The organism is Onishia taeanensis, assembly GCF_003268885.1.
Classification (GTDB): domain Bacteria; phylum Pseudomonadota; class Gammaproteobacteria; order Pseudomonadales; family Halomonadaceae; genus Onishia; species Onishia taeanensis_A.
The window spans coordinates 87,179-111,584 of sequence record NZ_QLSX01000009.1 but is presented as its reverse complement, the minus strand read 5'-3'; the positions used below and the strand labels follow the sequence as shown (position 1 = coordinate 111,584).

The following is a 24,406-nucleotide window of genomic DNA, read 5'->3' as shown; positions in this document are numbered from 1 at the left end:
CTGCAGCGAGATAACGCTGGTGGAAGTGTTGTAGGACTCGCTCATGGACCAAGCGTCACCACCGCGACCGGTAGTACCACCTGCACCACCCAAGCCAGTGCCAGACCCTGAACCGCCAGTACCACCAGCGCCGGCATTCAGACCTGAGGTGTTATTCCTATCGTCCAAGTCCAGGCTGCTATCGGAATCACCGCCTGAGGAGCTGCCCCCAAAGCCCATTCCAAAGCCTCCCCCCCCATTGGCGCTGCCGCTGCTGCCGCCAACTGACGTAGCATTTGAATTAACCGTCTGGTCTGCTCTCTCGGCAACACCTGCACTCGGGTTGGCGTGTGCAGCGGAAATCGCCATTACCAGGGCTAGCATTGATGTACCTGCGATTACATAATTCTTCATGACCGTTTCTCCACTCTGGATATGATCCCTTGCTTCTCGCTGCGAACCATGACTCGTCAAAGAACCTGTAGCGGTCAGTGGCTGGCGACATTCATTCGCAGTCGTTATTCACAGGGCATAATGCGTGCCAGAACTTGTGAAACGGTTTGTAAATCACTGTAAGTATCAGGAAATAAAATCGCGCTAGGCCAGGATACCCCGACACAGCCTTACAAAGCGGGCGTCAGCTGGCTTGGAAAGTGTTTCATCCTTGCAACCCAACGTATGGCAGAGCGCTGGAGTAATCTCAGTTTATTATTTAATTCAATAAATTAAGTTGCTACCACCAATGATGCATTGGTGATACAAAAAGTCGGCGCCTGGCAGACCAGGCACCGACTACAGCCAGGTGGAGAGGGGAAAATCTAGTGGAAACAATGCGGTGAAGAACGTCGTATACTTTTGTAAATAGGCAAGCGACGTCTTCGTAGGGCGTGGCGTTTCAGAGGTGGTTCATGTGCTGATGGATCAGTTCAGCCAGCGTCTCGCTGGCATTTCTGGCGGTCGTATCCAGATGGACCAGGTGGCGGCGCTCTTCTTCGCTGAAGGGCTCGAAGTGCTCAAGCTGACGCTCGAGCACCGAGAGGCTCGCCTCGGATGGATCGCCCCCCAGTCGTGCCCGCTTCTCGATGCGTGACCGCAGGGTAGCCTCGTCGGCCTCGAAACTGATGATCATCACCGCCAGTCCTCGGGCCTCGGCCTGATCCGCCAGCAGTTCACGCTGTGATTGCTTCAGGCAGGTGGCATCGATACACACCGATAGCCCCGCCTCGAACAGAGTGCCGCTGAGACGCGCCAGGTGCAGGTAGGTCCGCTCGGTCGCCTCCGGGGTATAGATATCCACACCCTCTTGTTGGCTATCGGCCTGTGGAGCGAATCCATACAGACGCTTGCGTTCGACGTCTGAGCGCAGGCGCACGCCGCCCAGACGCCTGACCATCTCGCCGGTAAAGCGGCTCTTGCCGCTGCCCGATACACCGACGCCAATCAGCAGGTAGGGGAAGCGGAACTCGCTGTAGCCTTCGGCCAGCGACAAGTGGCGCTGGTACTCAGACCATAGCGACGTCCTCTCATCGTCGGCTAGGCCGGGGGCGGCATAGCGCAGCATGGCGACCTTGGCACGCACCAGGGCACGATAGATCTTGTAGTAATCCAGTACCCGCACCAGCGCGTAATCGCCGGAAAGCTCCAGGTAGCGATTCAGCGCATGGCGCGCCAGCATCAGCTCACCGCGAGCCTCCAGATCCATTAACAGGAAGGCCAGATCACAGCCGACATCGTTCCAGCGCAGCGCATCGTTGAACTCGATACCATCAAACAGCAGCGCCCGACCCTGATGGCGCACTGCGTTGCCCAGATGAATATCCCCATGGGTCTCGCGCACGAACCCCTCACGATGGCGCTCGGCAAACACCGGCGCCAGCCGCGCTTCCATCTCGTTGACCCGCTCCTTAAGCGCCTTCAGCCGCTCGCCATCGTCAGGATCCGGCAGCCGCTCGCCGATCAGCGAGAACTCTCGGGCCATGATCTCACGGGTCGAATCGGCGCTGCCATGGTGGCTCGCCGTCTCGATCCTGTCCGCCTGCTCGTGAAAGTCGACCAGCTGATCGACCAGGTCGTCGAGCAGCTCCATCGAGAGCTCACCTTCGGCCTGCAGGTTGCTGAACAGGTGACGATTGCTGAACTGGCGCATCTTTACCGCATACTCGAAAGGCACACCGTCACCGTTGAGGCGAGGGGCCTGCGGCGAACCGCAGATCGGCACCACGTCCAGGTACAGACTCGGCGCCAGGCGCCGATTGAGGCGCACCTCCTGCTCGCAGAGTGCGTGGCGTTTCTCCAGGGTCGAAAAATCCAGGAAGCTGCCGAAATCGACCGGCTTCTTGATCTTGTAGGCATAGTCGCCGGTCAGCAGGATCCATGAGATATGCGTCTCATGGATCTCGATATCGCCCACCGGATGGTCATAGCAGGCCGCCTGGCGGAGGGCCTGGATCAGGACATCGCTCACCGAGATGCCTCCTCAGGATTTGTTCATGGCGGCAAAGGCACGCTCGGCGCCATCCAGGGTAGCCTGAATGTCTTCCGGGGTATGAGCGTTGGACATGAAGCCGGCCTCATAGGCCGAGGGGGCCAAATAGATTCCCTCGTCGAGCATCAACGAGAAGAAGCGGCGGAACGCCTCGGCATCGCATGCAGTGGCCTGCGCGAAGTTATCGACCCGTGACTGGGCGGTGAAGAACAGCCCGAACATGCCGCCGGCCCGCTGGGTGATCATTTCGATGCCAGCAGCATCGGCCCGGGCCTGTAGGCCGTCGCAGAGGGTATCGACGCGCTGGGTCAGGGCGTCATGGAAGCCCGGTTCCTGAATCTTGGTCAGCAGTGCAATGCCCGCCGCCATGGCCAGCGGGTTACCGGCCAGCGTGCCAGCCTGATAGACCGGTCCCAGCGGCGAGAGCTGCTCCATCACCTCGCGCTTGCCGCCGAAGGCCCCCACCGGCATGCCACCGCCGACGATCTTGCCCAGGCAGGTCAAGTCCGGAGTTACCCCGAAGTGCGCCTGGGCACCACCCTTAGCGACCCGAAAACCGGTCATGACCTCATCGAAGATCAGCACGCAGGCATGACGGTCGCAGACCTGGCGAAGCGACTCGAGGAAGCCCTCCTGCGGGGGAATGCAGTTCATGTTGCCGGCCACCGGCTCGACGATGATACAGGCCACTTCGTCGCCGATTTCTTCGAAGCAGTCTTCCACCGCATCGATATCGTTGTAGGGCAGGGTCACGGTGTGCTCGGCAAGCGAAGCCGGCACGCCCGGCGAGCTCGGCACGCCGTGGGTCAGGGCGCCGGAACCAGCCTTGACCAGCAGCGAGTCGGAGTGGCCATGGTAGTTGCCCTCGAACTTCACGATCTTGTCACGCCCGGTATAGCCACGCGCCAGACGGATCGCCGACATGGTGGCCTCGGTACCCGAGTTGGTCATGCGCACCATGTCGATAGACGGCATGATCTCGCAGATCAGCTCGGCCATGCGGGTCTCGATGGCCGTCGGGGTGCCGAAGGACAACCCCATGTCGAGGCGCTCGCGCACCGCGCCCAGCACGTCAGGATCGGCATGCCCGGTGATCATCGGCCCCCATGAGCCGACGTAGTCGACGTAGCGCTTGCCCTCGACGTCATGCAGGTAGGCGCCCTGAGCGCGCTCGATGAACACCGGCGGACGATCCATGCCCTTGAAGGCACGAACCGGCGAATTGACGCCGCCCGGAATGTGGCGACAAGCCTGTGCGAAGAGCTCTGCTGAGGTGGTCATGGAAGCCTCTCGGGTCTGATGCAGCGAATATTGTGGATAAGTCTCTGGACACTGCGGATAACTTTCGGTGAGTGCCCTGTGGATAAGCTATGAATCAAGCGCTGCCGCGGTCAATCGACGGTTAAGCTCACTAACGCGCGCCTCGGGATCCTGACCGCCAAATACCGCGTCCACGGCGGCTGCGAGATCAGCGCCGGCCCGGCGCGCCATCGCGATGTTATCGGCCGCGATGCCACCTATCGCCACCCGCGGCAGGCCGAAACACCCGGCCTCGCCGAGCAGCGATAGCGATGCTGGCTGCGCAGAAGGTTTGGTACGGGAGTCAAAGAAGCGCCCAAAGGCCAGGTAAGAGGCACCCTCGGCCGCGGCCCGCTCGGCAAGATCCAGCCGCGCATGGCAGGTGACGCCGACGATCGCCGTGGGCCCCAGTCGATAGCGAGCCCCGTCCACATGGCCATCCTGCTGGCCGAGATGTACTCCGACTCTCCGGTGGCCGGCCGAGCGCAGGCGAGCGGCAAGCGCCACGTCATCGTTAATGATCAGCGGAACCTCAAACGTCGCACAGCGAGCCGCCAGTTCGCTGGCCTGGCGCCAGCGCTTCTCGCCGTCGCCGGATTTGTCTCGGTATTGCAGCAGTGCCAAGCCACCGCGCAGCGCAGCATCGCAGGCACTGAAGAGGCGCTCGTCCTCCGGCAGCAAGGCCGCATCGGTAATGGCATAGAGGCCATGAGTCCAGTCAGGCTCGATCATCATCACTCCGAAGTGATGGCAGGGCTCGGATGGCGCCACAGGCGACGTGGCAACGTCTGTCCATCGGCCGGGCGCCAGCCATGGCGCAGCGTCTGCCAAGTGTATTCCTGAGCCAGCGCACAGGCTTGAATCAGGCTCTCGCCGGCCGCCAGATGAGCGGCCAAGGACGAGGCCAGGGTACAGCCAGAACCGTGAAAGCTACCGGCCAGGCGTGGCCATTGCCACTGACGGCCATTGTCCGGCGTATGCAGGGTGTGGACAACCTTGTCGGCGGCGCTTACCGCCGCCGGCGTGTCTGTCCCGGTCACCAACACCGCTTGGCATCCTGCGGCCATCAGCGCGATGGCGCGATCGGTATCATTCTGCCAACAGGAGTTGGTAAGCCGCGTCAGCTCGCCCCGGTTTGGCGTCAAGATATCCACCAGCGGCAGCAGCCGTTCATGAAAGGCATCGATCAGCTCGGCGGAGCTCAGCTCGCGTCCGCCGCCGGCGCGCAGCACCGGATCGACCACCACCGGCACGCCGGGGTAGCGACGCACGATATCGACCACCGCATCCAGACTCTCGAGATCCGCCACCAGCCCCACCTTGATCGCGGAGACCGTGAATTCGCTCAGTGCGGCGGCCATGGCACGCATGTCATCGCCGCGACAGGGCATGACGGCGCTGACATCGCGACTGTTCTGCACCGTCAGTGCCGTGGGGATGGTCAGCGGCCAGCCACCGCAGGCGCCGATGGTCTCGGCATCCGCGGTTAGCCCGGCGCCGCCGCTGGGGTCGTGACCGGCCAGCACCAGCACCACCGGCAGCTGGCGAGTGTCATGCAGTCCATATTCGTTGGCATCGGGCATCAAAATGGCTTGACCACCGCCAGGATCACCACCAGGACCAGCACCACAACCGGCGCTTCGTTGAACCAGCGGAAGAAGACATTAGATTTCTGACAGGTGCCGGCGGCCAGTTTCTTCATATAGGCCAGGCACACGTGGTGATAGCCGATCAGCAGCACGACCAGGGTCAGCTTGGCATGCATCCAGCCCTGGCTCATCAGGCCCGGCACCATCGCCAGCATGCTTACACCAAGCACGATCACGGCGATCATCGACGGCATCATGATGCCGCGATACAGCTTGCGCTCCATGGTGGTGAAGTAGCCGATGGCTTGCTCATCGCCGGCATCGCGCGCCATGGCGTGATAGACGAACAGGCGCGGCAGGTAGAACAGCGCGGCAAACCAGGTCACCACGGCAATCAGGTGAAGGGCCTGAATCCATAAATACATAACCACTCCTCATAGGTCATCGGTGGGGTAGCAGCCCGCCGGGCCACGCCCGCTCACGGCGTGTAGCGATAGTAGTTCTCGATACTCTCACGGGTGATGATACCGGAAATGCGCCGCTTGATCGGCCCCATCGAGGTTTCCACGTAAAGCGCATCGACGCGCGCTTCGTTGAGCCGATCCAGCGCCTCGCTGAGGGTTGCCTCGAGATGAATCGGCGCCATGTCCAGACGCTGGCCGGGCACTTCGAGCAGGTCGATCTGCTGCTCCTTGGCCCAGGCCTCATCATCAAGCAGCACCCGGGCCAGGTCCGCGGCCTTGAGCGCCAGCGTCGGCTTGTCATCCCGGGAGCGCACGATGACCACCCAGGCCGGCTTGGCATGTAAAAGCGCCTCTGCCTCCTCGCGGCTCACCATGCGCTGGCTGCGCACCAAGCTGCGCTCCATCACCGCCGGTACCGACACCCGTGACAACGCCTGCGCCAGCGGCTGCTGCAAAGGATGCAGGCCATGGCGGGTCAGGTTGATGAAGAACCCCTCGCAGCGGCACAGGCGACGGGCGGTGAGCCCCGAAATGACCACCGCCAGCATGCCGGGCAGAATGATATTGGGGTTGTGGGTCAGTTCGAGCAGCGCCATCAGTGCCGCCAGTGGCGCCTGCAGCACCGCACCCATCATCGCCGCCATACCAAGCATGGCAAACAGCGACGGGTCCGCCGCCGCCGCGGGCCACAGCCAGTGGCCGAGCAGACCGCATAGCCCTCCGGCGGCAGCGCCAGACACCAGCACCGGCCCGATGATGCCGATGGGAATACCGCTGGCCACGGTGAGCGCGGTCAGCCCCAGCTTGGCGAGCGCCAGGGCTACCAGCACGCTCACCGCCAGCTCGCCGTCCAGGGTGGCCGCCAGGCTGTCGTAGCCGATGCCCTGCACTTCGGGGTACCACCAGGCCACCAGGCCCGTGGCGAGCCCCACCAGGGTCAAACGCACCGCGACCGGCCAGGCAGCAAAGCCTGTCGTGAGTTTGGCCAGACGAATGAAGCCGCCGGACAGCAGGCCGATACCCAGCGCGCTGACCAGAATCCAGGAAAGGTTGAACCAGGAATCCAGCGCCACACTCGAGCCCTGGAAGGCCGGCTCGGTGGCGTAGACCAGCTGGGCGACGACCGCTCCCATGCTGGAGGCCAGGATCACCGGCATGAAGCCGGCGATGGTGTACTCCATCATCACCACTTCCATGGCGAAGATGACCCCGGCGACCGGCGTATTGAAGGAGGCGGAGATGCCCGCCGCGGTGCCACAGGCGACAAGCACCCGCAGACTGTTGTGGGGCAGGCGCAGACGCTCGCCGATGCCGCTGACCGCCGCCGCGCCGAGATGGATCGCCGGCCCCTCGCGACCGGCGGAAAGCCCGCCGAGCACCGAGGCCACCCCGACCCACCACTGGTTGATCCAGTTGCGCATCGGAAAGCGTCCCTGATGATAGGTCAGCCGCTCGATCACATGCCCGACACCAAGCTTGCGTGCCGCCGGGGGCTGTCGCCACAGGCCCACCCCAATCAGCGCGACCGCCGCCAAGGGCAGAAGCGCACGAAACCAGGCAGGCAAGCCCTCGAAGGCCTCCGAATCGGCCCCAGGCATGAAGGCCAGCGCCCCCAGGTCCAGCAGCAGGCGAAAGCCCACCATCAGACTGCCGGTGGCGAGCCCGGCGATTGTCCCCAGCACGCACAGCTGGGGAAGGGCATCGACGTTGGCCAGTTTGCGACGGAAAGTCGCAAGGCTCAGATCGGGAAGATGAGGGCGTGGCACGTCGGCGCGTCCTTGACCAAGGGGCCCATGGTGGGGCCGGGATTCCACCTGTCATTGTCTGACATGTGTATCATATCGGGACCATCTCTTCAGACTCGACCGCATCGAGGTCGACCCAGTACCCAAGCCAGCACCTAAGGAGGGACATCGTGATCAAGGTGGGCATTGTCGGAGGCACCGGCTATACCGGCGTCGAACTGCTGCGGCTGCTGGCCCAGCATCCTCAGGTCGAAGTAGCGGCCATTACCTCGCGCTCTGAAGCGGGGCTCGCCGTGGATGAGCTCTACCCCAATCTGCGCGGCCACTATCCGGGCCTCGTCTTCACCGCCCCGGACGCCGAGCTGCTGGGCCGCTGTGATGCGGTGTTCTTCGCCACCCCGCACGGTGTCGCCCATGCGCTGGCCGGCGAGCTGCTCGAGCGCGGTACCCGGGTGATCGACCTGTCCGCCGACTTCCGCCTGGAAGACGCCGAGGAGTGGGCCGCGTGGTACGGCCAGCCCCACGGCGCCCCCGAGCTGTTGGACGAGGCCGTCTACGGACTTCCCGAAGTCAATCGCGAGGCAATCCGCCAGGCACGCCTGATTGCGGTGCCGGGCTGCTACCCCACCGCCGTGCAGTTGGGGCTCCTGCCGCTGCTCGAAGCCGGCCTGATCGATATCGAGCATGTGATCGCCGACTGCAAGTCAGGCGTCACCGGGGCCGGGCGCGGTGCCAAGGTGGGCTCGCTGCTGGCCGAGGCCAGCGAATCCATGAAGGCCTATGGCGCCAGCGGTCATCGCCACCTGCCCGAGATCCGCCAGGGCCTGGGTCGTGCGGCCAAGAGGCCGGTGGGCCTTACCTTCGTGCCCCACCTGACGCCGATGATTCGCGGCATCCATGCCACCCTGTACGGACGGCTGACACAGGAGCCTGACGATCTGCAGGCACTGTTCGAGACCCGCTTCAAGGACGAACCCGCCGTCGATGTCATGCCCGCCGGCAGCCACCCGGAGACCCGCAGCGTCAAGGGCAGCGACATTTGCAGGCTGGCCGTACATCGTCCCGGCGATGGCGACACCGTGGTGGTACTGTCGGTGATCGACAACCTGGTCAAGGGCGCCTCCGGCCAGGCCATCCAGAACCTCAACCTGATGTTCGGCTTCGACGAAATGACCGGCCTCCAGGCGCCGGCGCTGATGCCCTGATTCCCCTCCCCATGGGCGAGGCACGGGTACAAGTTGCCGTAAGGGTCTTTTTCCAGGGAAGGAAAAAGTAGCGTACAGGGAGGTATTCACAGCGCCCTTGCGGCATCTTGTGTCCGGTATGCTTCGCCCAATCCCTAACAAAGTTGACCCTTTTGCTGGGGATTGGGGATAATCCCCACATCAACCCCATTCCATCAACCGCGGGAGAATCTCCATGAGCGGTGCCGAATCCTTTGACCCCGGGTCCCTCAAGCCGATGCAGCTGTCCCAGAGCGCCCAGCGGCGCCTACGTGGGCTGATCGCCGAAGAGGGCAACTCCGCACTCAAGCTGCGTGTCTACGTCACCGGCGGTGGCTGCTCAGGCTTCCAGTACGGTTTCGATTTCGCCGATGATGCCAGCGATGACGATACCCTGATCGCCTTCGACGACGTCGCCATGATCGTCGACCCGCTGTCCTACCAGTATCTGGTCGGCTCCACGGTCGATTACGAGGAAGGCCTTGCCGGCGCCCGCTTCGTGATTCAGAACCCCAATGCCACCAGCACCTGTGGCTGTGGCGCCTCCTTCATGGTGTAAATCACCGTCAAAATGGCGCATTTTTCTTCAACTTGACGCTTCCCCGGGAACTCGCCATTGTTAAGGGCGTGTTCCGTAAACAAAATTTCCAAACGGGGAACCTCATGTCAACACTGCATAAAAAAGCCTCTCTGCTTTCCTCTCTTGCCCTCGGCCTTGGCATGTCCACCCTTGCCAGCGCCGCCGACCAGCCGACCCTCGATGTGGTCACCGACCCGAGTTTCGTGCCCTTCGAGATGATGGATACCGACTCCGGCAAGATGGTCGGTTTCGATATCGACATCATCACCGAAGTCGCCGATCGCGCCGGCTTTGATGTCAACCTGAACACCATGGACTTCAACGGCATCATCCCGGCGATCCAGACCGGTAACGTGGATATCGCCATCGCCGGCATCACCATTACCGACGAGCGCGGCGAGATCGTCGACTTCTCCGATCCCTACTACGATAGCGGCCTGCGCATCCTGGTCGCCGCCGACAACGATAGCGTCAGCACCATCGACGACCTGGCTGGCATGACCATCGGCACCAAGATCGGCTCAACCAGCTACGACTACCTCACCGAGAACCTCGGCGACGAGGCAACCATCACGCCCTATCCAGGCAGCTCCGACATGTACATGGCCCTGCTCGGCGGCAGCGTCGATGCGGTCTTCTACGATGCCCCCAACGTCGGCTACTTCTCCAAGACCCGCGGTGAAGGCCGGGCCAAGGTCGTGGGACCGCTCTATGAAGGCCAGCAATACGGCATTGCCCTGGTCAAGGGCAGCGAGTGGGTCAAGCCCGTCAACGACGCCCTCGCAGCCATGCGTGAAGACGGCACCTACGACGAGATCCACGAAAAGTGGTTCGGTAGCGCCGAATAACACGGCCAGCTGTCGCCGTGTCTGAGACGTTTGCGAACGGCCAGACATGGCTCAGTCGCAGAGGGGTCGAGTCACTAGGCTCGACCCCTTTGCGTAGCGCCCTTGGCAACGCCTTCTTTACCCTATCTATCCGACGAAGCTTCTGGACGGGAGATCCCTCGTGGACGTCACCTTTCAATTCGACTGGCAGGCCGCCATATCCTCGATTCCCTACTTGCTGACGGGGATTCCCTACACCCTGCTGATCTCATTCGGTGGTCTCGCCATCGGCTTTCTGATCGGCATCCTGTTTGGCCTTTTACGCATCAGCCCGGTCGCTTGGCTGCGCATTCCAGCCATCGCCTATATCGAGATCTTCCGCGGCACGCCAGTGCTGGTACAGGTGCTCTTCATCTTCTATGGCCTGCCGCAGATCATCGGCGGCCCGGTCAATGCGCTGGTGGCCGGCATCGCGGCCATTGCGGTCAACTCCGGTGCCTATATCTCGGAAATCGTACGCGGTGGCGTGCAGTCCATCGAACGCGGCCAGCGAGAAGCCAGCCTGTCACTTGGCTTATCGCGCACCCAATCCTTCCGCTACGTGATCTGGCCTCAGGCCTTTCGCCGCATGATCCCCTCGCTTGGCAACCAGGGCATCATCAGCATCAAGGATACCTCGCTGTTCTCGGTGATTGGCGTCGGGGAGCTGGTCCGCCAGGGTCAGATCTACATCGCCACCACCTTCAGTGCCCTGGAGGTCTACCTGATGGTCGCCATGCTGTATCTCGCGATCACCCTAAGCCTCTCGCTGGCCCTGCGCCTGCTCGAGCGCAAGGGACTGGTAGGTCAATAACGCCGGTACACGCGCATCGGTACAAGGCACATCGGTACAACGAGGGAACCGATCATGACAGATATCAAGACAGAGCCCGGCGCCGAGCTGATCGTGCGCATGGAGAAGGTCAACAAGTTCTTCGGCAGCCTGCATGTACTGCAGGACATCGAGCTTTCGGTCACTCACGGCGAGGTGGTGGTAATCATCGGGGCCAGCGGCTCTGGCAAATCCACCCTGATCCGCTGCATCAACGGCCTCGAGGAATTCCAACACGGCCATATCGAGGTCGACGGCAACGAGCTGCTGCCAAACGGCAAGAGCAGCAAGTCGCTGCAGACCATCCGCACCGAGGTCGGTATGGTCTTCCAGCAGTTCAATCTCTTTCCGCATCTTAGCGTGCGCGACAACGTCACCCTGGCACCGATCAAGGTCCGTGGCACCAGCAAGACAGAGGCCACCCAAAACGCCGACAGGCTGCTTGAACAGGTCAACATAGCCGACCAGGCCGACAAGCTGCCAGGTCAGCTATCAGGCGGCCAACAACAGCGCGTGGCGCTAGCGAGGGCGCTGGCCATGGAACCGCGGCTGATGCTCTTCGACGAGCCCACCTCGGCCCTGGACCCGGAGATGATCGGCGAGGTGCTGGATGCCATGCGCGAGCTGGCCAAGGCCGGCATGACGATGATGATCGTGACCCACGAAATGGGCTTTGCCCGCGAAGTGGCCGACCGCGTGATCTATATCCACCAGGGTCAGATCGTCGAGCAGGGCAAGCCGGAAGACGTGTTCGACAATCCGCAGAATGAACGCACCCAGAGCTTCCTGGGACGCGTTCTCAAGCACTGATCGTCGGATTTAACGCATTGCCAATTTCCTGGCAATCGCTCAGGTACGGCTGCAAAAGACTTGATAGTGGCACCTCATAGGGCCTGTCGACTTCTCGACAGGCCCTTTTTTTTGGCTGTGGACAAGTTTTTTTCACACAGGCCTCAAATCCTTCCACAACCGCCGGCATCAGCGTCTTCGCGGATATCGGTCTCGCATGTTGACCGCTACGGTAACAACCAAGACTAGGCTCGGTGGATAACCTTGGGTCATTTGTGACTGTGGACAAAGCGCTCTTTCGTCCACAGGCTCACGACAAGCTGTACGCACGCCCTCCGCCGTTTTTCACACGATCGGTCAACATTTTAAATAGATGATAAACATAAGGATATTTTGTTTTTCCACAGAAAGTGTCCACACCAGTAGTTACTACTACAACAGAACTTCTTTCTTATTTAATCTGTATTTTATATAGAACCCTTCTCAAAAGCGGCTGGCTCGGAATCCGGGTGTGGAAAACCCCTGACGGTTACCCACAGGAGGTTTATACTGTGCCGCTGATTTCTCACCCCGTCGGTCGACGACGGTTATGGACACGGCGCCATCGGCGCCATTCGAGGTGCAACGTGGATTACCCCGACCGTTTTGACGTCATCGTCATCGGCGGAGGCCATGCGGGAACCGAAGCCGCTCTGGCCTCTGCTCGCATGGGTGCCAAGACCCTGCTGCTGACCCACAACATCGAGACGCTGGGCCAGATGTCCTGCAATCCGGCCATCGGCGGGATCGGCAAGAGTCATCTGGTCAAGGAGATCGATGCGCTCGGCGGCGCCATGGCGTTGGCCACCGACCTTGGCGGCATCCAGTTTCGCCGGCTCAATGCCCGCAAGGGTCCCGCCGTGCGTGCCACTCGCGCCCAGGCCGACCGGGTTCGCTACAAGGCGGCGATTCGCGGCATGCTGGAAAACCAGCCCAATCTGACCATTTTCCAGCAGGCGGCCGGCGATCTGATCGTCGATGGCGACACCGTGCGCGGCGCGGTCACCGAGACCGGTATTCGCTTCCTCGGCGAGAGCGTGGTGCTGTGCACCGGGACCTTCCTCGGCGGCGTGATCCATATCGGCCTCAACCAGAGCCGCGGCGGTCGCGCCGGCGATGCACCGTCCAATGCCCTGGCAGAGCGCCTGCGGGCGCTGCCGTTCAATGTGGCGCGCCTGAAGACCGGCACACCGCCGCGCATCGATGCGCGTACCGTCGACTTCACCGATCTCGAAGAGCAACCCGGCGACAGCCCGGTGCCAGTGATGTCGTATCTTGGCAACCGGGAGATGCATCCCGACCAGGTCAGCTGTCACATCGCGCACACCAATGAGCGCACTCACGAGATCATCTTCGCCAACCTCGATCGGTCGCCGATGTATTCCGGTTCCATCGAAGGGGTCGGCCCGCGTTACTGCCCGTCCATCGAGGACAAGGTGCATCGCTTCGCCGACAAGTCGAGCCACCAGATCTTCATCGAGCCTGAGGGCCTGGAGACTCACGAACTCTATCCCAACGGGATTTCCACCTCGCTGCCCTTCGACGTGCAGCTCGAGGTGGTGCGCTCGATCAAGGGCCTGGAAAACGCGCACATCACGCGCCCGGGTTACGCCATCGAGTACGATTTCTTCGATCCCCGCGATCTGAAGCACACCCTGGAAACCAAGTTCGTCCACAACCTGTACTTCGCCGGCCAGATCAACGGCACCACCGGCTACGAGGAAGCCGGCGCCCAAGGGCTGCTGGCGGGCCTCAATGCCGCACGCCGCGCGCAAGGGCTCGATGGCTGGTCGCCGCGCCGGGATCAGGCCTATCTCGGGGTGCTGGTCGACGATCTGATTACTCTGGGAACGCAGGAGCCCTATCGCATGTTCACCTCGCGGGCCGAGTACCGCCTGCTGCTGCGTGAAGACAACGCGGACCTGCGCCTGACCGAGATCGGTCGCGAACTGGGGCTGGTGGATGACGCCCGTTGGGAAGCCTTCACCACCAAGCGTGAGGCCATCGAGCAAGAGGCCACCCGCCTCAAGACCAGCTTCGTGCAGCCGGGCAGTGATGCCGCTGCCTCGCTCCAGGCAAAAGTCGAGAAGCCGTTGACCCGCGAGTACAGCCTCACCGAGCTGCTGCGCCGGCCCGAACTCGAGTACGCTGATGTCGCCGGGCTTCCCGGAGTAGCCGGCGAGCCGGTCGAGGATCCTGCGGTGGCCGAGCAGGTGCAGATCCAGACCAAGTACCAGGGCTACATCGATCGCCAGCAGGAAGAAATTGACAAGCTCAAGCGCCACGAGGCGACGCCGCTGCCCGCCGACCTGGACTATCAGCGCGTCGAGGGACTCTCCCATGAGATCCGCCAGAAGCTCGAAGCCGCTCGCCCAGAGACCCTGGCTCATGCTGGGCGTATCTCCGGGGTGACGCCGGCGGCGGTGTCGATCCTGCTGATCCACCTGAAGAAGCGCCGCCTGCTGGATGACAGTCAGGCGGTGAGCGCATGAATCAGACCCTGGTCAACGCAGTACCCGAGGCCGTGGCGGACCGACTGGATGCCGGTCTCGCGGCCCTCGACATTTCGCCCGATGCCGGCCAGCGCGAGCGTCTGCTGGGCCTGCTGGCGTTGTTGCACAAGTGGAATCGCGCCTATAACCTCACCGCGGTACGCTCGCTCGATGAGATGGTCACCAAACACCTGATCGACAGCGCCTCGGTGCTTGACCATGTGCATGGCCCGCGACTGCTCGATGTCGGCGCCGGCCCGGGGCTGCCGGGGCTGGTGCTGGCGATTCTCAAGCCGGCGCTTCAGGTCACGCTGCTCGACAGTAACGGCAAGAAGGTCCGCTTCCAGCGCCAGGCGGTATTCGAGCTGGGCCTTGCCAACGTCACGCCCAGCCAGGCGAGGGTCGAGTCCTTCGAGGCCACGCCCTTCGATCAGGTGATCTCCCGGGCTTTCGCCAGTCTCGAGGACTTCATCGGCTTGACTGCCCCGCTGCTGGCCGAGAACGGAGAATGGTTGGCCATGAAGGGCAAGGCCAGCGACGAAGAGTTGGCCGCCCTGCCTGACGGGGTGACCCTCGTCGAGCGACGCGCCCTGGCCGTGCCCGGCGAGGAAGGCGCGCGCCACCTGCTGACGCTGGCTCGCCGTACTGACTGAGACAGCGCTGCAATGCGACCACCAAGGCTGCCCCGGTTTTCAGGGAGCCGGACCCAGGAAGGATGCCGCTCGTGACCAAGATCATCGCCTTGACCAACCAGAAGGGCGGGGTGGGCAAGACCACCACGGCCGTCAATCTCGCCGCCAGCCTGGCGGCGCTCGACCGCCGCGTGCTGCTGGTCGACCTCGACCCTCAGGGCCATGCCACCATGGGCAGCGGCGTCGACAAGCATGAACTCGACGGCAGCGTCCTGGACGTGCTGCTTGGCGACAAGCGGGCCTCCGAGGTGATCCTGGATTGCCCCGTCGCCGGCTATGCGCTGTTGCCCGGCAACGGTGACCTGACCGCCGCCGAGGTGGCGTTGCTCGACCGCGAACAGGGTCGCGAGCGCTGCCTGCATAACGCCATCCAGAGCGTGGCGAGCGCATATGACGTGGTGCTGATCGACAGCCCACCCTCGCTCAACATGCTCACCGTCAACGCCCTGACCGCCGCCCACGGCGTGCTGATTCCGCTGCAGTGCGAGTTCTATGCCCTCGAGGGGCTCTCGGCGCTCCTCGATACCGTCGAGCAGCTGCAGGCGAGCGTCAATCCGAGCCTTGAGGTGCTGGGTATCGTGCGCACCATGTTCGATGCACGTAACAGCCTGACCCGGGATGTCAGCAAGCAGCTGATGGACTACTTCGGCGATGGCCTGCTCAAGACCACCATCCCCCGCAACGTGCGGGTCGCCGAGGCCCCGAGCCACGGTCTGCCGGTGACCAAATATGCCCGCTTCTCCCGCGGCAGCCAGGCCTATCGGGTGCTGGCCAAGGAGCTGATTCGTCGTCAGCTGATCTAGCCGCCTGAACGGACAAGACCGTAATGTCAGCTAAGTGGCAGTAATGCATGGGCGTGACACCGCGCCCGAGTGGCCAATGCTGGCTGCGCGGGGGACTGTAATGTTGGATCGATTTCGAGGATTGCCAGATGACGCGTAAGCGAGCCCTGGGACGAGGCCTGGATGCCCTGATCGGTGCCGGTTCCCGCCATCGTTCTCTTCAGCCCGATGAGAATCTTGACGCTGCCGACGGCGAGGTCATGGTGCCGATCGATGCCGCGGAAGATCTCGTCCCGCAGGATCAGGAACGACTCGAACGCCTGCCGCTCGGACAGCTGACCCGCGGCAAGTACCAGCCGCGCCGCGATATCCAGCCCGAGGCGCTTGAGGAACTGGCCGACTCGATCCGCTCCCAGGGGGTCATGCAGCCCATCGTGGTGCGCCCGATCGATACCAACCGCTACGAGATCATCGCCGGTGAGCGGCGCTGGCGTGCCGCCCAGCTGGCCGAGCTCGACGTCATCCCCGCGGTCATTCGCGAGGTCAGCGACCAGGTCGCCCTGGCGCTGGCGGTCATCGAGAACATCCAGCGCGAGAACCTCAATCCGGTTGAGGAGGCGATGGCCCTCAAGCGCCTGCAGGACGAATTCGAGCTGACCCAGCAGCAGGTCGCCGATGCCGTGGGCAAGTCTAGGGCCCAGGTCGCCAACCTGATGCGCCTGCTGTCGCTGGACCCGGAAGTGCAGACCCTGCTCGAGCGCGGCGATCTGGACATGGGTCATGCCCGTGCCCTGCTGGCGCTGTCTGGGGCCGCGCAGCGCAAGGCAGCTCACGAGGTGGTCGACAAGGACCTGACGGTGCGCGCCACCGAAGCCCTGGTGAAGCAGTTGCTTGAAGGCACACCGGCCAAGCCCGACAGCCAGCCCCGCTCGACCGATGTGGTGCGCCTCGAGAATCAGCTCGGTGAGCTGCTGGGTGCCCCGGTGAAGATCCAGCACGGCCGCAGCGGCAAGGGGCGCTTGACCATTCGCTATACCAGCCTCGACGAGCTGGACGGCATCCTTGGCCATATCAGGTAGGCTGAATTCCCCCTACATTCGTCTTGGCTTCTTTTAGCAAGCTAACGTGATTTGTCGACGTTTAGCGGGCTATTGGTCCTCTACTGAAGCAATATCGTACAAAATCGCGATAGCTTTGGTTGAAGCCGCCAAGGGCCTTCCCTATAATCGCGCCGGAGTTTGTCGTGAGTTTTAGCGGCAGAAACGGACAGACGATAGCGTGAGACGACGCGAGGCAGGGGATTACCGGTGGCAGCCAAGCTCAAGCGACCACCCATTGCGCGCCTGCTCGTGGCACAGAGTCTCATGTTGGCCGTGGCCAGCGCCCTCGGGATGCTGGCCGCCGGGATCGGCGGCGGGGTATCGGCGCTGACCGGAAGCGCAGTGGCACTGTTGCCCAATGCCTATTTCGTCTGGCGCGCCTTTCGTTACCAGGGGGCGAGACATACTCAAGACATCGTCAAGGGCTTCTATCGAGCAGAAGCCGGCAAGTTTGGTTTGACGGTGGCATTGTTCACGCTGGTGTTCTTGGCAGTGCCTCCCTCAAATCCCGCTTTCTTCTTTGGCGCTTACGTGGCGACGCTGTTGGTGCATTGGCTGGGTCCCTGGCTTTTACGTCGACCGTCGCACACCTGAAATCGAGGCAGAGTATGGCAGGCAACAACCAGACTCCTACGGAGTACATCCAGCACCACCTGCAGAACCTGACCTTCGGGAATCACCCGGAAAACGGTTGGTCGATGGCGCATTCCGCTCAGGAAGCGTCCGACATGGGGTTCTGGGCGATTCACCTTGACACGCTCGGCTGGTCGATCGGCCTGGGGGTGCTGTTCCTGTGGCTGTTCCGCAAGGCAGGTAAGGCGGCGACCACCGGGGTACCCTCCGGGCTGCAGAACTTCGTCGAGCTGATGGTCGAATTCGTCGATAACTCGGTGAAGGACACCTTCCACGGCAAGAGCCAGCTGATTGCACCGCTGTCGCTGACCATCTTCTGTTGGGTCTTCTTGATGAACCTGATGGACCTGGTGCCGGTGGACATCCTGCCGATGCTCGCTCAGAAGATCGGGGTAATGTTTGGTGCCGACCCGGCGCACGTTTACTTCAAGGTCGTGCCGACCACCGACATCAACGCCACGCTGGGCATGTCGCTGTCCGTCTTCGGCCTGATCATCTTCTACACCATTCGCGAGAAGGGCTTTAGCGGCTTTATCGGTGAACTGACGCTGCATCCGTTCAATTCGCCCAACAAGCTGGTCCAGGCGCTGTTCGTGCCGGTCAACTTCTTGCTCGAGACCGTGACCCTGCTGGCCAAGCCGGTGTCGCTCGGCCTACGTCTGTTCGGCAACATGTATGCCGGTGAGCTGATCTTCATCCTGGTCGCCATGATCGGGCTGTGGCAGCTGCCGCTGCACTTCACCTGGGCGGTGTTCCATATCCTGGTCATCACCCTGCAGGCCTTCATCTTCATGATGCTGACCATCGTCTATCTGAGCATGGCGGTGGAGAAGCACTAAGCTTCGCAACCGATAACCCTTAACCCCTTAACCCTTAACCACTTGACTGAAAACTGGAGAGAACCATGGAAGCACAAGTTCTGGGTATGACCGCTATCGCTGTGTCCCTGCTGATCGGCCTGGGCGCCCTCGGCACCGCTATCGGCTTCGGTATCCTCGGCGGCAAGTTCCTGGAAGGCGCCGCGCGTCAGCCAGAAATGATTCCGATGCTGCAGGTGAAAATGTTCATCGTCGCTGGCCTGCTGGACGCCGTGACCATGATCGGTGTGGGTATCGCGCTGTTCTTCACCTTCGCCAATCCGTTTGTCGGTTAAATCGCGACGGTCTCAAGACCCGTCGTGATCTTAACCCCAAACCTGTGACGCGAGAGGTGCCGGCGTGAATCTGAACCTTACCCTGATCGGCCAGGCCATTGCCTTTGCGGTCTTCGTCTGGTTCTGCATGAAGTTTGTCTGGCCGCCGGTCATGCAAGCTCTGCAGGAACGCCAGAAGAAGATCGCCGATGGCCTGGACGCTGCCAGCCGCGCGACACGCGACCTCGAGGTGGCCCAAGAAGAGGCCAACGAGACACTGCGTGAGAGCAAGGAACAGGCAGCAGAAATCCTGGACCAGGCCCACAAGCGGTCCAGCCAGATGATCGAGGAAGCACGTGAGCAGGCTCGTCAAGAAGGCGAGCGCATGATCACCTCTGCCAAGTCCGAGATCGAGCAGGAAGTGAACCGCGCGAAGGAAGAGCTGCGTGCGCAGGTATCGCGCCTCGCCATTGCTGGTGCGGAGCGCATCCTGGAATCCTCCATCGACGAGAAGAAGCACAGCGAACTTGTCGACAAACTCGCCAAAGAGCTTTGAGGAGGTGACCCATGGCGGAAATGTCTACCGTCGCACGTCCTTACGCTAAAGCGGCCTTCGAATACGCGCTTGGCAAGAAGGCGCTCGACGACTGGTCCGGCATGCTGGCAACGCTTGCGCAGGTCGCCCAAGACGGCGATGTGCGTGAGCGGGTACTGAGTAATCCTCAGTTGACCAGCACCCAGAAAGCGGACCTGCTCCTCGATCTTTGCGGCGACGCCGTGAACGACGAGGTCGGCAATTTCCTGCGCCAGGTCGGCTCCAAGGGACGCCTGGCCGCGCTGCCGGCAATTGCCGAGAAGTTCGAGCTGCTCAAGGCCCAGCAAGAAAAGCGCATGGACGTGAATATCGTCTCTGCCTTTGCGCTGGACGACGCGCAGCAGGAAACGCTCGCGAGTGCACTGGCCAAGCGTCTGAACCGCGAAATCTCCATTACCACTCAGGTGGATTCCACCCTCCTGGGAGGCGTCATCCTGCGCGCCGGCGACACCGTCATCGACGGGTCGGTGCGCGGTCGACTGAATCGCCTCCACGAGGCCCTTTCCGCCTGAGTCTGAGGGACATGGCATGCAGCAACTGAATCCTTCCGAGATCAGCGACATCATCAAGCAGCGTATCGAAAAGCTGGATGTCGCATCTGAAGCCCGTAACGAGGGCACCATCGTCAGCGTGTCTGACGGTATCGTGAAGATCCACGGTCTGGCCGACGCAATGTTCGGCGAGATGATCGAGTTCCCCGGCGGCATCTACGGTATGACGCTGAACCTCGAGCGGGATAGCGTCGGCGCGGTAGTGCTCGGCGACTATCAGCAGCTCGAAGAGGGCATGACCGCTCAATGTACCGGTCGCGTCCTCGAGGTGCCGGTGGGCCCGGAGCTGATCGGCCGCGTGGTCGATGCACTGGGTAACCCCATCGACGGCAAGGGCGACATCAACGCCAAGCTGACCGATGCGGTAGAAAAGGTCGCGCCGGGCGTCATCACCCGTCAGTCCGTCGACGAGCCGATCCAGACCGGCCTCAAGTCCATCGACGCCATGGTGCCGATCGGCCGCGGTCAGCGTGAGCTGATCATCGGCGACCGTCAGATTGGTAAGTCGGCGATCGCCATCGACGCGATCATCAACCAGAAAGGCAAGGGCATCACCTGCGTCTATGTGGCGATCGGTCAGAAGCAGTCGACCATTGCCAACGTGGTGCGCAAGCTCGAAGAGCACGGTGCCATGGAACACACCATCGTGGTGGCGGCCGGCGCAGCCGACCCGGCCCCGATGCAGTTCCTCGCCGCCTACGCTGGTTGCACCATGGGCGAGTACTTCCGCGACCGTGGCGAAGACGCCATGATCGTCTACGACGACCTGTCCAAGCAGGCCGTGGCCTACCGCCAGACCTCGCTGCTGCTGCGTCGTCCGCCGGGTCGTGAAGCCTTCCCGGGTGACGTCTTCTATCTCCACTCTCGTCTGCTGGAGCGCGCCGCGCGCGTCAATGCCGACTACGTGGAGAAGTTCACCAACGGTGAAGTCAAGGGCAAGACCGGTTCGCTGACCGCGCTGCCGATCATCGAGACCCAGGGCGGCGACGTCTCGGCGTTCGTTCCGACCAACGTGATTTCCATCACCGATGGTCAGATCTTCCTCGAGACCAACCTGTTCAACTCGGGCATCCGTCCGGCGATCAACGCCGGTCTGTCGGTATCCCGTGTCGGCGGCTCGGCCCAGACCAAAATCGTCAAGAAGCTCGGCGGCAGCGTGCGTCTGGCCCTGGCTCAGTATCGTGAGCTGGCGGCGTTCTCGCAGTTCGCTTCCGACCTCGACGACGCGACCCGCAAGCAGCTCGAGCACGGTCAGCGCGTCACCGAGCTGATGAAGCAGAAACAGTACTCGCCGATGTCCGTGGCCGAGATGGCACTGTCCCTGTACGCCGCCAACGAAGGCTTCCTGGACGATGTCGACGTGAGCAAGGTGCTCGACTTCGAGCATGCCCTGCATGCCTACATGAAGGACGAACACAGCGATCTGCTCGACACGATCAATGCCAGCGGCGACTACAACGACGAGATCAAGTCAGGCCTCAAGGCCGGTCTCGAGAGGTTCAAGGCCACTCAGAGCTGGTGATTTCCCGGCCCGGTCAGGGCGTGTCCCGGCCGGGCCACGGATAGTTCTGAGGGCCACGAACGAAAGGTAGATCGCTATGGCAGCTGGAAAAGAGATACGCACCCAGATCGGGAGCATCAAGAATACGCAGAAGATTACCAGCGCCATGGAAATGGTCGCTGCATCGAAAATGCGTAAAGCCCAGGAGCGCATGTCGGCCAGCCAGCCGTATGCGCGCCAGATCCGCAATGTCGTTGGCCACATCGCCAACGCCAACCCCGAGTATCGCCATGACTACATGGTCGAGCGCGAGGTCAAGCGGGTCGGCTACATCGTGGTCTCCACCGACCGCGGCCTGTGCGGTGGCCTGAACGCCAACCTGTTCAAGGCCGTGCTCAAGGATGCCAAGGCGTGGCAGGACAAGGGCGTCGAGCTCGACTTCTGCGCGCTGGGCGCCAAGGCCAGCGGCTTCTTCCGCAAGTACGGTGGACGCCTGGTGTCGGCCACCAGTGGTATGGGCGAAGCCCCCGAGATCGAAGACCTGATCGGCAGCGTCAAGGTGATGCTGGAAGCCTACGATGCGGGCCAGCTCGACCGGCTCTACGTGGTGCACAACCAGTTCGTGAACACCATGACCCAGAAGCCGGCAGTGCGGCAGCTGCTGCCGCTGTCTCCCGACATGGGGGCTGACAACTCGCAAGACGAAGAACACAGCCGTCCCGCAAACTGGGACTACCTGTATGAGCCGGATGCCAAGGTGCTGCTGGACCGGCTGCTGGTGCGCTTCATCGAATCCCAGGTCTATCAGGGCGTGGTCGAGAACGTCGCCTGTGAACAGGCGGCGCGGATGATCGCGATGAAGAGTGCCACCGACAATGCCGGCGACCTGATCGACGAGCTTCAACTGGTGTACAACAAGGCCCGTCAGGCTGCGATTACACAGGAAATCTCCGAGATCGTTGGCGGCGCGGCAGCCGTATAGCGCCACTGGGCCTGGCCGTCGCTCGACGACCGGCCGCCCAGGCACACAGGTTTCATTTGCAGGTATCTAAGAGGAACCAAGATGAGCGGACGTATCGTACAGATCATCGGCGCGGTGATTGACGTAGAGTTTCCGCGGGACGCAGTTCCCAAGGTCTACGACGCGCTGAATGTCTCGCAGAGCGAGACCGTACTCGAGGTCCAGCAGCAGCTGGGCGACGGCGTGGTGCGCACCATCGCCATGGGCTCCACCGAAGGCCTCAAGCGGGGCACCGAGGTCGAGAACACCGGTGCAGCCATCTCCGTGCCGGTCGGCAAGGAGACCCTGGGCCGTATCATGAACGTGCTCGGTCAGCCGATCGACGAAGCAGGACCGATCGGCGAGCAAGAGCGCATGCCGATCCACCGCAAGGCCCCGGGCTATGCGGATCAGGCAGCGACCAGCGAACTGCTCGAGACCGGCATCAAGGTCATCGACCTGGTCTGCCCGTTCGCCAAGGGCGGCAAGGTCGGCCTGTTCGGCGGCGCCGGCGTCGGCAAGACCGTCAACATGATGGAGCTGATTCGCAACATCGCCACCGAGCACAGCGGTTATTCCGTGTTCGCAGGCGTTGGCGAGCGTACCCGTGAGGGTAACGACTTCTATCATGAGATGACCGAATCCAACGTTATCGACAAGGTATCGCTGGTCTACGGTCAGATGAACGAGCCGCCCGGGAACCGCCTGCGCGTGGCCCTGACCGGCCTGACCATCGCCGAGAAGTTCCGCGATGAAGGCCGTGACGTGCTGCTGTTCGTCGACAACATCTACCGCTACACCCTGGCCGGCACCGAGGTGTCTGCTCTGCTGGGTCGTATGCCGTCGGCGGTAGGCTATCAGCCGACCCTGGCCGAGGAGATGGGTGTCCTGCAGGAGCGCATCACCTCCACCAAGGATGGCTCGATCACGTCCGTGCAGGCCGTCTACGTGCCCGCGGATGACTTGACCGACCCGTCACCGGCGACCACCTTCTCGCACCTTGATGCGACCGTGGTACTGGCTCGTTCGATCGCCGAGCTGGGTATCTATCCGGCCATCGATCCACTCGACTCCACGTCTCGCCAGCTCGATCCGCTGGTCGTGGGTGACGAGCACTACGACACGGCCCGCCGCGTGCAGGGCGTGCTGCAGCGCTACAAGGAGCTCAAGGACATCATCGCGATCCTGGGCATGGACGAGCTGTCTGATGAAGACAAGCTGGCCGTGAACCGGGCGCGTAAGATCCAGCGCTTCCTGTCGCAGCCGTTCTTCGTGGCCGAGGTGTTTACCGGTGCGCCGGGTAAATACGTGTCCCTGAAGGAAACCATCCGTGGCTTCCAGGGCATCCTCAATGGCGATTACGACGAGCTGCCGGAGCAGGCCTTCTACATGGTTGGTACCATCGACGAAGCGGTCGAGAAAGCCAACTCCATGAAGTAAGGTCGTCCACCCTACGGGAGCCCCAGAGGGGACATAGCTATGGCGAAAAGCTTCAAGTGCGAGATCGTCAGCGCCGAGGCTTCGATCTTTTCCGGTGCCGTCGAGCAGGTGATTGCGGCAGGCGTGATGGGTGACCTGGGGATTCTCCCGGGTCACACCCCGCTGCTTTCCGAGCTGTCGCCGGGACCGGTGCGGGTCATTCACGACGGCGGTCAGGAGTATCATTACTACGTCACGGGCGGCTTCATCGAAGTCCAGCCCGAGGTAGTAACGATTCTTGCTGATACTGCCGTGCGCGCCGACGATCTGGATGAGGCGGCTGCCGAAGAGGCCCGCCAGCATGCACTGAAGGAACTCAACGACAGCAACGCCGACCTTGATTACACGCGCGCTTCTTCCGAGCTCGCCGAGGCCGTTGCCCAGTTGCGGACCATTCAGCAATTGCGCAAGAAGGCCGGCAAGGGCTAAGCCTTATCCTTAGCCGTCCGCGACGCCCCTTGGACCCTCGGTTCAAGGGGCGTTTTTGTGTCGGCTCCGGCCGTCTTGTCACACCCGGCGAGGTATCGTTGGGCCGCTGTCCAGAGACAGCATCGGAGTC

The 24,406-nt window shown here is 62.3% G+C and carries 24 protein-coding genes; 18 read left to right on the top strand and 6 right to left on the bottom strand.

All coding sequences use genetic code 11. From position 1 onward, the window contains the following. Window positions 1–874: 874 nt before the first annotated feature. The 6 genes from BCL93_RS12850 to BCL93_RS12825 all read right to left on the bottom strand — a co-directional run bounded on the left by BCL93_RS12850 (window position 875) and on the right by BCL93_RS12825 (window position 7,582). Window positions 875–2,443, bottom strand: a complete 1,569-nt coding sequence (locus BCL93_RS12850) for an AAA family ATPase (RefSeq protein WP_112055663.1) — start codon at window positions 2,441–2,443, stop codon at window positions 875–877. A gap of 12 nt (window positions 2,444–2,455) precedes the next feature. Continuing rightward, window positions 2,456–3,745 (bottom strand): glutamate-1-semialdehyde 2,1-aminomutase, encoded by a 1,290-nt coding sequence (gene hemL / locus BCL93_RS12845; protein ID WP_112055662.1) that lies wholly within the window; start codon window positions 3,743–3,745, stop codon window positions 2,456–2,458. An 87-nt stretch (window positions 3,746–3,832) separates the two neighbouring features. Next, window positions 3,833–4,495 (bottom strand): thiamine phosphate synthase, encoded by a 663-nt coding sequence (thiE, locus tag BCL93_RS12840; protein WP_309251233.1) that lies wholly within the window; start codon window positions 4,493–4,495, stop codon window positions 3,833–3,835. Between the two features lie 2 nt (window positions 4,496–4,497). Continuing rightward, window positions 4,498–5,346 (bottom strand): bifunctional hydroxymethylpyrimidine kinase/phosphomethylpyrimidine kinase, encoded by an 849-nt coding sequence (thiD, locus tag BCL93_RS12835; protein WP_112055660.1) that lies wholly within the window; start codon window positions 5,344–5,346, stop codon window positions 4,498–4,500. Next, window positions 5,346–5,777 (bottom strand): protoporphyrinogen oxidase HemJ, encoded by a 432-nt coding sequence (gene hemJ, locus BCL93_RS12830; protein WP_112055659.1) that lies wholly within the window; start codon window positions 5,775–5,777, stop codon window positions 5,346–5,348. The genes thiD and hemJ overlap by 1 nt, the downstream gene beginning before the upstream one ends. A gap of 53 nt (window positions 5,778–5,830) precedes the next feature. Further along, window positions 5,831–7,582 carry a chloride channel protein gene (locus tag BCL93_RS12825; protein WP_112055658.1) on the bottom strand — a complete coding sequence of 584 codons (1,752 nt, stop codon included), beginning with the start codon at window positions 7,580–7,582 and terminating at the stop codon, window positions 5,831–5,833. Between the two features lie 149 nt (window positions 7,583–7,731). Between BCL93_RS12825 and argC the strand changes: the two genes are divergently transcribed. The 18 genes from argC (at window position 7,732) to BCL93_RS12735 (ending at window position 24,276) form a co-directional block, all read left to right on the top strand. Further along, window positions 7,732–8,766 (top strand): N-acetyl-gamma-glutamyl-phosphate reductase, encoded by a 1,035-nt coding sequence (argC, locus tag BCL93_RS12820; protein WP_112055657.1) that lies wholly within the window; start codon window positions 7,732–7,734, stop codon window positions 8,764–8,766. Window positions 8,767–8,980: 214 nt separating this feature from the next. After that, window positions 8,981–9,343: an iron-sulfur cluster insertion protein ErpA gene (gene erpA / locus BCL93_RS12815; protein WP_112055656.1), complete on the top strand. Its 363-nt coding sequence runs from the start codon at window positions 8,981–8,983 to the stop codon at window positions 9,341–9,343. A gap of 104 nt (window positions 9,344–9,447) precedes the next feature. Then, window positions 9,448–10,212 (top strand): transporter substrate-binding domain-containing protein, encoded by a 765-nt coding sequence (locus BCL93_RS12810; RefSeq protein ID WP_112055655.1) that lies wholly within the window; start codon window positions 9,448–9,450, stop codon window positions 10,210–10,212. A 160-nt stretch (window positions 10,213–10,372) separates the two neighbouring features. Continuing rightward, on the top strand, window positions 10,373–11,044 hold the full coding sequence (locus BCL93_RS12805; RefSeq protein ID WP_112055654.1) for an amino acid ABC transporter permease: 672 nt from the start codon (window positions 10,373–10,375) through the stop codon (window positions 11,042–11,044). A 54-nt stretch (window positions 11,045–11,098) separates the two neighbouring features. Continuing rightward, window positions 11,099–11,872, top strand: a complete 774-nt coding sequence (locus BCL93_RS12800; RefSeq protein ID WP_112055653.1) for an amino acid ABC transporter ATP-binding protein — start codon at window positions 11,099–11,101, stop codon at window positions 11,870–11,872. Window positions 11,873–12,477: 605 nt separating this feature from the next. Further along, window positions 12,478–14,382: a tRNA uridine-5-carboxymethylaminomethyl(34) synthesis enzyme MnmG gene (gene mnmG, locus BCL93_RS12795; RefSeq protein WP_112055652.1), complete on the top strand. Its 1,905-nt coding sequence runs from the start codon at window positions 12,478–12,480 to the stop codon at window positions 14,380–14,382. After that, window positions 14,379–15,035, top strand: a complete 657-nt coding sequence (rsmG, locus tag BCL93_RS12790; RefSeq protein WP_112055651.1) for a 16S rRNA (guanine(527)-N(7))-methyltransferase RsmG — start codon at window positions 14,379–14,381, stop codon at window positions 15,033–15,035. The genes mnmG and rsmG overlap by 4 nt, the downstream gene beginning before the upstream one ends. 71 nt (window positions 15,036–15,106) lie before the next feature. Beyond that, window positions 15,107–15,877, top strand: a complete 771-nt coding sequence (locus tag BCL93_RS12785; RefSeq protein WP_112055740.1) for a ParA family protein — start codon at window positions 15,107–15,109, stop codon at window positions 15,875–15,877. Window positions 15,878–16,005: 128 nt separating this feature from the next. After that, entirely contained in the window at window positions 16,006–16,935 is a 930-nt protein-coding gene (locus BCL93_RS12780; RefSeq protein ID WP_112055650.1) for a ParB/RepB/Spo0J family partition protein, read from the top strand. 228 nt (window positions 16,936–17,163) lie between these two features. Then, window positions 17,164–17,550 (top strand): ATP synthase subunit I, encoded by a 387-nt coding sequence (locus BCL93_RS12775; RefSeq protein WP_112055649.1) that lies wholly within the window; start codon window positions 17,164–17,166, stop codon window positions 17,548–17,550. 14 nt (window positions 17,551–17,564) lie between these two features. Beyond that, a complete protein-coding gene (gene atpB, locus BCL93_RS12770; protein ID WP_112055648.1) occupies window positions 17,565–18,428 on the top strand; it encodes a F0F1 ATP synthase subunit A in 864 nt (287 codons plus the stop codon). A gap of 65 nt (window positions 18,429–18,493) precedes the next feature. Beyond that, entirely contained in the window at window positions 18,494–18,742 is a 249-nt protein-coding gene (gene atpE / locus BCL93_RS12765) for a F0F1 ATP synthase subunit C (protein WP_013334203.1), read from the top strand. Window positions 18,743–18,806: 64 nt separating this feature from the next. Then, a complete protein-coding gene (locus tag BCL93_RS12760) occupies window positions 18,807–19,277 on the top strand; it encodes a F0F1 ATP synthase subunit B (protein ID WP_112055647.1) in 471 nt (156 codons plus the stop codon). 11 nt (window positions 19,278–19,288) lie between these two features. Then, entirely contained in the window at window positions 19,289–19,828 is a 540-nt protein-coding gene (locus BCL93_RS12755) for a F0F1 ATP synthase subunit delta (RefSeq protein WP_112055646.1), read from the top strand. A 16-nt stretch (window positions 19,829–19,844) separates the two neighbouring features. Then, the gene (gene atpA, locus BCL93_RS12750) at window positions 19,845–21,389 is read left to right on the top strand and encodes a F0F1 ATP synthase subunit alpha (RefSeq protein ID WP_112055645.1); all 1,545 of its coding nucleotides are present in this window, start codon (window positions 19,845–19,847) and stop codon (window positions 21,387–21,389) included. A gap of 76 nt (window positions 21,390–21,465) precedes the next feature. Next, window positions 21,466–22,350: a F0F1 ATP synthase subunit gamma gene (gene atpG / locus BCL93_RS12745; protein ID WP_112055644.1), complete on the top strand. Its 885-nt coding sequence runs from the start codon at window positions 21,466–21,468 to the stop codon at window positions 22,348–22,350. Window positions 22,351–22,431: 81 nt separating this feature from the next. After that, complete coding sequence (gene atpD, locus BCL93_RS12740; protein WP_112055643.1) at window positions 22,432–23,808, top strand: F0F1 ATP synthase subunit beta; 1,377 nt, start codon at window positions 22,432–22,434, stop codon at window positions 23,806–23,808. A gap of 39 nt (window positions 23,809–23,847) precedes the next feature. Further along, a complete protein-coding gene (locus BCL93_RS12735; protein WP_112055642.1) occupies window positions 23,848–24,276 on the top strand; it encodes a F0F1 ATP synthase subunit epsilon in 429 nt (142 codons plus the stop codon). Window positions 24,277–24,406 lie beyond the last annotated feature (130 nt).

Excerpts from the sequence above, each read along its gene's own strand:
- BCL93_RS12735 (WP_112055642.1), top strand. The coding sequence starts at position 23,848 with ATGGCGAAAAGCTTCAAGTGCGAGATCGTCAGCGCCGAGGCTTCGATC.
- BCL93_RS12755 (WP_112055646.1), top strand. The coding sequence starts at position 19,289 with ATGGCGGAAATGTCTACCGTCGCACGTCCTTACGCTAAAGCGGCCTTC.
- atpG (WP_112055644.1), top strand. The coding sequence starts at position 21,466 with ATGGCAGCTGGAAAAGAGATACGCACCCAGATCGGGAGCATCAAGAAT.
- BCL93_RS12800 (WP_112055653.1), top strand. The coding sequence starts at position 11,099 with ATGACAGATATCAAGACAGAGCCCGGCGCCGAGCTGATCGTGCGCATG.
- hemL (WP_112055662.1), bottom strand. The coding sequence starts at position 3,745 with ATGACCACCTCAGCAGAGCTCTTCGCACAGGCTTGTCGCCACATTCCG.
- erpA (WP_112055656.1), top strand. The coding sequence starts at position 8,981 with ATGAGCGGTGCCGAATCCTTTGACCCCGGGTCCCTCAAGCCGATGCAG.
- atpB (WP_112055648.1), top strand. The coding sequence starts at position 17,565 with ATGGCAGGCAACAACCAGACTCCTACGGAGTACATCCAGCACCACCTG.
- rsmG (WP_112055651.1), top strand. The coding sequence starts at position 14,379 with ATGAATCAGACCCTGGTCAACGCAGTACCCGAGGCCGTGGCGGACCGA.
- BCL93_RS12780 (WP_112055650.1), top strand. The coding sequence starts at position 16,006 with ATGACGCGTAAGCGAGCCCTGGGACGAGGCCTGGATGCCCTGATCGGT.
- BCL93_RS12810 (WP_112055655.1), top strand. The coding sequence starts at position 9,448 with ATGTCAACACTGCATAAAAAAGCCTCTCTGCTTTCCTCTCTTGCCCTC.
- atpE (WP_013334203.1), top strand. The coding sequence starts at position 18,494 with ATGGAAGCACAAGTTCTGGGTATGACCGCTATCGCTGTGTCCCTGCTG.
- atpA (WP_112055645.1), top strand. The coding sequence starts at position 19,845 with ATGCAGCAACTGAATCCTTCCGAGATCAGCGACATCATCAAGCAGCGT.
- thiD (WP_112055660.1), bottom strand. The coding sequence starts at position 5,346 with ATGCCCGATGCCAACGAATATGGACTGCATGACACTCGCCAGCTGCCG.
- hemJ (WP_112055659.1), bottom strand. The coding sequence starts at position 5,777 with ATGTATTTATGGATTCAGGCCCTTCACCTGATTGCCGTGGTGACCTGG.
- thiE (WP_309251233.1), bottom strand. The coding sequence starts at position 4,495 with ATGATCGAGCCTGACTGGACTCATGGCCTCTATGCCATTACCGATGCG.
- atpD (WP_112055643.1), top strand. The coding sequence starts at position 22,432 with ATGAGCGGACGTATCGTACAGATCATCGGCGCGGTGATTGACGTAGAG.